This window comes from Xanthobacter sp. BG11Y11_SDJG (assembly GCF_057364445.1).
Window position 1 is genome coordinate 1 of sequence record NZ_JBNFNU010000209.1, and the last position, 7,380, is coordinate 7,380.

6 protein-coding genes are annotated in these 7,380 nt (G+C 69.2%); 3 read left to right on the forward strand and 3 right to left on the reverse strand.

The genetic code is table 11. The features are described 5' to 3' along the window. Window positions 1-1,266, forward strand: a 1,266-nt coding sequence (locus AC2W7M_RS16020) for an HlyD family type I secretion periplasmic adaptor subunit (RefSeq protein ID WP_486133209.1), incomplete at its 5' end; no start/stop codon positions are given. Window positions 1,267-1,390: 124 nt separating this feature from the next. On the opposite strand, the gene AC2W7M_RS16025 is transcribed toward AC2W7M_RS16020, so the two are convergent. The 3 genes from AC2W7M_RS16025 to AC2W7M_RS16035 all read right to left on the reverse strand — a co-directional run bounded on the left by AC2W7M_RS16025 (window position 1,391) and on the right by AC2W7M_RS16035 (window position 5,569). Next, on the reverse strand, window positions 1,391-2,587 hold the full coding sequence (locus AC2W7M_RS16025) for a hypothetical protein (protein ID WP_486133214.1): 1,197 nt from the start codon (window positions 2,585-2,587) through the stop codon (window positions 1,391-1,393). Between the two features lie 299 nt (window positions 2,588-2,886). Then, window positions 2,887-4,968: an Ig-like domain-containing protein gene (locus AC2W7M_RS16030; RefSeq protein WP_486133210.1), complete on the reverse strand. Its 2,082-nt coding sequence runs from the start codon at window positions 4,966-4,968 to the stop codon at window positions 2,887-2,889. A 124-nt stretch (window positions 4,969-5,092) separates the two neighbouring features. Further along, window positions 5,093-5,569, reverse strand: coding sequence for a CVNH domain-containing protein (locus AC2W7M_RS16035; RefSeq protein WP_486133211.1), 477 nt, complete (start codon window positions 5,567-5,569; stop codon window positions 5,093-5,095). A 234-nt stretch (window positions 5,570-5,803) separates the two neighbouring features. On the opposite strand from AC2W7M_RS16035, the gene AC2W7M_RS16040 reads away from it, so the two are divergent. Next, on the forward strand, window positions 5,804-6,424 hold the full coding sequence (locus AC2W7M_RS16040; RefSeq protein ID WP_486133212.1) for a ribonuclease D: 621 nt from the start codon (window positions 5,804-5,806) through the stop codon (window positions 6,422-6,424). Window positions 6,425-6,852: 428 nt separating this feature from the next. Then, window positions 6,853-7,380 (forward strand): LPS export ABC transporter periplasmic protein LptC (gene lptC / locus AC2W7M_RS16045; protein ID WP_486133213.1); only part of this gene is annotated, 528 nt, incomplete at its 3' end.

Sequence of the window (7,380 nt, forward strand, 5' to 3'; positions counted from 1 at the left end):
CTCGCCGTGGGGAGCGCCGTGGTGGCGCTGTTCCTGGTGGGCGGCGGCGCCTGGGCGGCGCTGGCGCCCCTGTCCGGCGCGGTGATCGCCGGCGGCGCCATGACGCTGAAGGGTTCCGTCAAGTCCATCGAGCCGCCGCTCGGCGGCACCGTGGCCGAGATCGCGGTGGCCGAGGGCGGTAGCGTGAAGGCCGGCGACCTGCTGCTGCGCTTCGACGACACCCTCGCCAAGGCCAGCCTCGCCATCGTCACCCAGCAGATCGACGAACTGCTGGCGCGCATCGCCCGGCTCAAGGTGGAGGCGGGCCTCGCCGCCGCCATGGCCGCGGCGCCGGAGCTTCCCCCCGAGCACCGGCCGAGCCCCGCCCTCGCCGCCGTCTGGGCCGGAGAGACGGGCCTGCTGGCGGCCCGCGCGGAAATGCGGGAGGGGCAGAAGTCCCAGCTCGCCGAGCAGATCAACCAGCTGCACGAGCAGGTGAAGGGGCTGGAGCTGCAATCCGCCGCCAAGGAGAAGGAGATCGCCCTCGTCCATGTGGAGCTCGCCTCCATGGAGGAGCTGGCGGACAAGAAGCTGGTCTCCATCGCCCGCGCCACGGCGGTGCGGCGCGAGGCCGCCCGCATCGAGGGGGAGCTCGGCCAATTGCGCGCCTCCGGCGCCGCCGCGCGCGGCCGGATCGCCGAGATCGCCCTGCAGATCCTCGCCATCGACCAGAAGATGCGCGGCGACGCGCTGGGCGAGCTGCGCGAGGCGGAGGGCAAGCTCTCCGAGCTTCAGGAGCGGCGCGTCGCCGCGCTCGACCAGCTGTCGCGCCTCGACGTGCGCGCGCCCAGCGCCGGCACCGTGCACGAGCTCGCCGTGCACACGCTGAAGAGCTATGTGGCGGCCGGCGACAAGGTGATGAAGATCGTGCCGAACGACGACCTCCTGGTGGTGACCGCCCAGGTGGAGCCCACCGACATCGACCAGGTGCGCACCGGCCAGCCGGCGCGCCTGCGCTTCAGCGCCTTCCAGCAGGAGACGACGCCGGAGATCGACGGCACGGTGACGCGCGTCTCCGCCGACGTGACACGCGACCAGCGCTCCGGCGCGAGCTTCTATGTGGTGGAGATCGTGCCCGACCCGGAGGCGCTGGCGCGCCTCGGCGGGCTGGACCTCGTGGCCGGCATGCCGGTGGAGGCGCACCTCGCCACCCACGAGCGCACGCCTCTGTCCTATCTGCTCAAGCCGCTGGCCGACCAGTTCCGCCGCACCTTCCGGGCGGGGTAGGAAAGGCGAGGCAGGCAAAGCGGGGCGTCCCGCCTCGCCTGCCCCCATCCTCCCCCCGCTCAGAGGATGACCATCAGGTCTGTGGTGGTGCCGTTATGGGCGAGGTGCAGCGTGTCGCCCACGTTCAGCCCGTCGAGCCCCGTGTGCTGCACCGCCGGAATCCCTGGTCGGCACCGTCAACGTCGTACATCAGGTAGGCGCCGGAGGTGCCGGCGTCGCCGTCGGCGTCCTGAAGCCAGACGAGGTCGGAGATGTCGTCGCCGACGTCGAAGCCGAAGGTCGCAATGACGGCGTCGATGTCGAGGATGTCGTCGTCGGCCACCAGCCCGCCCACCGCGTTGAAGTCCGTTATCCGCGCCCCGGCCTGCGCCGAGAGCACGAACGTGTCCGCCCCCGCCCCGCCTGTGAGCACGTCGGCGCCGCCGCCGCCGTTGATGATCTCGCTCGCGGCGGTGCCGACGAGGGTATTGGCCGTTTCGTCGCCGTAAACGCCGGTGGCGTCGCGGATGATTTCGATGGAGCCGTTGTCGAAGATGGACTGGCGCTGGCTGTTCGTGAGGCTCAGGCCGGACACGACCAGAGTGTCGATGCCGGCGCCGCCTTGGACGAAGCGCGCGGTTTCGGCGGTATCCACGGTGAAGGTGGTGCCGGTGGCGTTGGTGCTGACGATGTTGGGGACGTTCCCGACCTTGCCGGAGAGATCGAGCGTCGAGTCAGCCGTGCTGAGTGTTCCAGCAAAAATGCCGGAGTAGTCTACGGTCACCAGGTTTAACTTCGCGAGGACGTCATTATTAACGACGGCTGTCGCATGATTACGTAATGATAGGTTTTCAATTCCTTCGAAGTCGATGTTCGTCAGATCATATGTTTCGTCGCTGGCCAGAAGAAGATAGTCCAATTCGTCGCCGCCCCGCAATTGATCTGCCGTCGTGAGATCGGCCGTGCTTTCGATGCGGAATGTATCGAAGCCCGTGCCGCCGTCGATCTTGTCCGCGCCCGTGGAGAGGATGAAAACATCGTCGGATGCGCTGCCGGTCACGGTGAGATCGACGCCGTCGCGCAGCTTGAGGCTGGCGCCCGCGGTGTTGAAGTCGTTGACGAGCCGCACCTCCTCGAAACCGCTGAATTCCGCCAGTGAGGCGAGGTCGAAGACCCCGTCGCCCAAGAGGACCAACGCATCGGTGCCCCCGCCGCCGGCGAGCGAATCTCCAGGATTGAAAGTACCTGACGTCCCGTAGACGGTCTGGTCGTCGGCGCTGGCAGTGACGACATCAGATGCTGTCGTCAGGCTGGAGCTTCCGACTGGCCGCGCCGGCTGCATATAGGTTCCGCTGCTGTCCTGGATGTTGTCGATGCCGGTGGCGGCGAAGATCACCGCCCGCTGCTCGGCGGTGTAGGCAAAGCCGTTGGCCACCAGCGTGTCGTTGCCGGGGCCGCCGAGGATGGAATAGCCGGCCGCCGGACTGGTGATGGTGAACGTTGTGCCGGAGGCGTTGGTACTCAGCACGCTGACCGCCGCGAGCGCCTTGCCGGAAAGGTCGAGGCTCGAAGCGCCTGTGACGACTTTCGCACCATTTCCCGTGCCCTTCACGGCGGCGATATCGACGAGGACGGCGTCGTCTACGATTGCTGTGGTCGGCCCCTGAATGGAGAGGGTTTCGATCCAGCGGATCTCAGAGGCACTGAGGTCGATGGTATCGCCACCCGACAAATAGAGAAAATCTTGACCGCCGCCGCCATGCAGCACATCGCCTGCCGAGAGTTCGACCGCGCGTCGACATAGAAATACCCGCCCATCGATCCGGCCGTGATCGTCTCAAGCCCGGTTGAAAGATAGAAATTGGTGCGATCGATGGCATTGACCTTGATATCTACGCCGTCGCGCATGAACACGCTGGCGGGAGGTCCAAAGGGATTGTTGACGAGCCGCACTTCCTCGAATCCCGTGAACTCCGCCAGAGTGGAAAGATCAAACTGACCCCACCCGTCCAGGATCAGCACATCGTTGCCGTCCCCGCCCGAGAGCCGGTCTTCGGGATTGAGGGTATAGGAGTTCGCATACACCTGCTCATCCGCCGCCGTGCCCTCGAACACGTCCGGCCCGGTGGTGAGCACGGTCTCCGGCCGGTCGAGCACGTCGATGGTGAAGGTCTCCTCGGTGTAGGCGCCATTGGGATCGGTGGCGCGCACAGTGACGGAGCGCGTGGCCGACGCCTCGAAGTCGAACCCCTGATTTCCCACCCGCAGCACGTTGCCTTCGAGGGTGAACAGCGCGCCGTCGCCCCCCGGCCGGATGGAATAGCTGAGCGCGTCCCCATCCGGGTCGGTGGCGCTCAGCACGCCGACCGTCTCGCCGATGAGGTTCTCCGCCACCGTGGCATTGGAGAGCGCGAGACCGGCGGGCGCCTCGTTCGCCTTGATGACGTCGACCCTCACGGTGGCGGTGTCGGTGCCGCCGCGGCCGTCCGCGACCGTGTAGGTGAAGGAGGCTTCGCCATAGAAGCCGTCGTCGGGCAGGAAATGGATGCGGCCCTGCTCGTCGAGGGAGACCACGCCGTTCACGGCGTCGCCCACGGCGGTGAGGGTCAGGCGGTCGCCGTTCGGGTCCGTGTCGTTGCCGAGCAGAGACGACAGGCCGAAATAGCGGGTGCCGGCCTGCAAAGCGATGCGAACGCCGCCGTCGCCGCCGCCGCCGTCTCCTCCGCCCGAACCGCCGCTGCCGCCGCCGCCGCCGCCGCCGCTGAATGCCCGGCGGCAGGCCAGCGACCCGTTGTCGTTGACGATGTCGGCACCGCGCTCGCACGAGGAGACGGCCATGGTGGCTGGCCGCCACGAGCCCCACCGGTCCTGGCATTCCGCGTGCAGCCAGCCGCCGCCCACGCGCGCATTGCGGCAAGTGGCGAGGTAGGAGCCGTAGGGCGGGCGCCCCTCCGGAAAAGCGGAGGCGGCGGCGCGGCAGTCGATGGTGCCGTTGTCGTTGATGATGTCGGCGCCGGGGCGGCAGCCCATCAGCGTGGTGCTGGTGGGGCGCCAGTTGCCCCAGCGGTCCTGGCAGGTGGCCTTGAGCGAGCCACCTTCGACGCTGATGTCGCGGCAGGTGGCCACGTAGGAGCCCGGCGGCGGGCGCTCGCCATAGCCGCCATAGCTGCCATAGGTGCCGGCGCCGCCGGCCTGGCAGGCGAGGGTGCCGTCCAGATTGGCGATGTCGGTGCCGGGCCCGCACGAGGCGGCGCGCAGCGAAGAGATGCGCCGGTCGCCATACGGCGTGCGGCACGCGGCGGTCAGCACGCCGTTCTCGAAGGCGATGCGCTCGCAGCTCTGGCGGTAGGAGCCGGGCGGTGCCGGCGTGCCGACGATCTCGCGCATCACCTGCTCGGTGGAGGGGCCCGACGGTCCCTGCGCCGGCGGCGGTTCGGGAATGGGGCGGTCGCACCACAGCTGGCCGGAGCGGTTGATGATCTCGCCGCGGCAGCTCGGGAAGTCGTTGAGGCGCGTCACCACCCAGGCGCCGGCGGCGTCAGGGCAGAAGGCGGCGAGGTCGCGGCCGAAGCGCACCTGCGCGTCGCGGCAGCTGTAGAGATAGCTGCCCGGCGGAACCTCCGCCGCGGCGGGCCCGGACCCAAGGGCGAGGAGGATCAGCGCGGCGCAGACGCCGGTGATCCGCGCGCCCGCAATCCGCGCTCCGATGGTCCGCGCTTTCATGCCTGTCTCCCTGCGTGAGCCGGGAGGCAGATACCACCGGCTCGGTCGCGCTGCAATGCGTGCTTCGCGCGGACGGACGGTGGCCGGCGGCCCGAGCGGGGGCGCCGGAGCGCCCCCGCGGCTGTCACCAATTGCAGACGAGGCGGCCGTTGATGTTGGCGATGTCGCGGGCACCGCGGCATTGATTCAGGTTCACGTTGGCGCGCACCCAATTGCCGTTCATCATCCGGCACTCCGCCCACAGCGTTCCGGCCGGACCGACCACGGCGCCGCGGCACGAGCGCAGATAGGAGCCGGGCGGCGGCGGAGGCGGACCCACGTTGGGGCCGGGCGGCGGCGGACCGGGCCGGCGGTCGCAGCGCAGGTTGCCGTTGATGTTGGCGATGTCGCCCCAGCAGCTGCGGAAGTCCGGCAGGCGGGTGAACTCGAACCGGCCCGGCTGGCGGGTCTCGCACAGCGCGGTGAGATCGCCGCCGCCGACGCGAACGTCGCGGCAGGTGCGCAGATAGCTGCCCGGGGGCACGTTTTGGGCGTGCGCCTCGGGCACCGCCCCGACGGCAAAGAGGAACAGGCCGAAGAGGCCGGCCAGGATGGCGCGCAATCGCATTTATCCCCCAGAAAGAACGCTCAGCGCAGCGGGCGCGGCGCGAGCGGAATTCGTAGCTCACGGCGCGGCCACCCGCTAGAAGCGTTTGCTGCCGCTCGGAAGCGGATGTGCCTTCCGGCCGCGAGCCGCGCACCGTTTCGCGCCGGGTGTAGCGCCATCGACACAGGGGGCGCCCTCGGCTAAAAGCCCGAACCGCTCAGAGCATGCGCTCCAGGAGGCCGGCCGCTTATGACCATCCGCTTGCACCGGGGCGATCTGCCCGCGGATTTCGTTGCCGCTCCGGTGGTCGCCATCGACACCGAGACCATGGGGCTCAACCCGTTCCGCGACCGCCTGTGCGTGGTGCAGCTCTCCAACGGCGACGGCACCGCCGACGTGGTGCAGATTCCCAAGGGCGCGGGCCCGGACAGCGCCCCGAACCTCGTGCGCCTGCTCGCCGACCCGGCGGTGACGAAGCTGTTCCATTTCGCGCGCTTCGACATCGCCGCGCTGCAGCAGGCGTTCCGGGTGATGCCGCAGCCGGTGTGGTGCACCAAGATCGCCTCGCGCCTGGTGCGCACCTATACCGACCGGCACGGCCTCAAGGACCTGCTGCGCGAATTGCTGAACGTGGAAATCTCCAAGCAGCAGCAGAGCTCGGACTGGGGCGCGGAGGATCTTTCGGACGCCCAGCTCGCTTATGCGGCCTCGGACGTGCTCTATCTGCACCAGGTGAAGGCCAAGCTGGAGGAGATGCTCGCGCGCGAGGGCCGCGCCGGCCTCGCCGCCGCCTGCTTCGCCTTCCTGCCGGCCCGCGCGGCGCTCGATCTGTCGGGCTGGGGCGAGGAAGACATCTTCGCCCACTCCTGACGGAACGGCATTTTTCCACCTTGGCGTGCGCTGGCGCCGGACCGAGACTTGCGCGGCGGGGCCATTTCGGACAAGTTGCGGGCATGGCGCGTGGGGCGACGCGCCGCTCAGCTGCGTGGGGCCGCGGCGGAATGGGGACGGGCGACGGTCCGGGTCCCGGAACAGGGTCATGAACCGACACGTGCCGCCACACGACCTTCACCGGCGAGACGCCGCCAGCTTCGCGCCGCGCGCCGCCCCCGACTTCCAGCGGGCCGCGCGGCACAGCACGCGCGTGCGCTGGTTCCGCCGCCTGCTGCCCCTCTCCCTCGGCGTGGCGCTGGCGGTGCTGGACGGCGATCCCCTTTCTTTCCAGCCTCAGCCTCGATCTCAAGCTCGAACTGCCGTTCGACATCGGCCAGCTCTCTTTGTCCGGCACGCGCCTGACCATGGAGGAGCCGAAGCTCTCCGGCTTCACCGACGACCGGCGCGGCTACAGCGTCAACGCCCGGACCGCCGAGCAGGATCTCACCAAGCCCGACGTGGTGGACCTCACCGACATCGAGGCGCGCATGGAACTGGCCGACAAGGGCTGGACCACGGTGGTCGCCAAGACCGGTACCATGAACGTCAAGAGCCAGTTCATCACGCTGGGCGGCGGCGTCGACCTCGCCATGAAGGGCGGCTATGCCGGCACGCTGAAGGACGCCGAGGTGGATGTGAAGGCCGGCACCATCGTCACCCAGAAGCCGGTGGTCTTCACCTATCAGGACGCCAAGCTGGTGGCAGATACCCTCACCGTCACCGACCGTGGCGAAAAGGCGCTGTTCGTCGGCAACGTGCAGCTGGATTTCGTGCCGTCGACCCTGTCCGCGGGACAAAATGGCGCGGCCGGAGAGGCGAAGCCGCAACCGGCGAAGGGCGCGGCGCCCGCCCCGGCGGTGGCCCAGGGCGCTGCGAAGCCGGCGGCGGTGGCC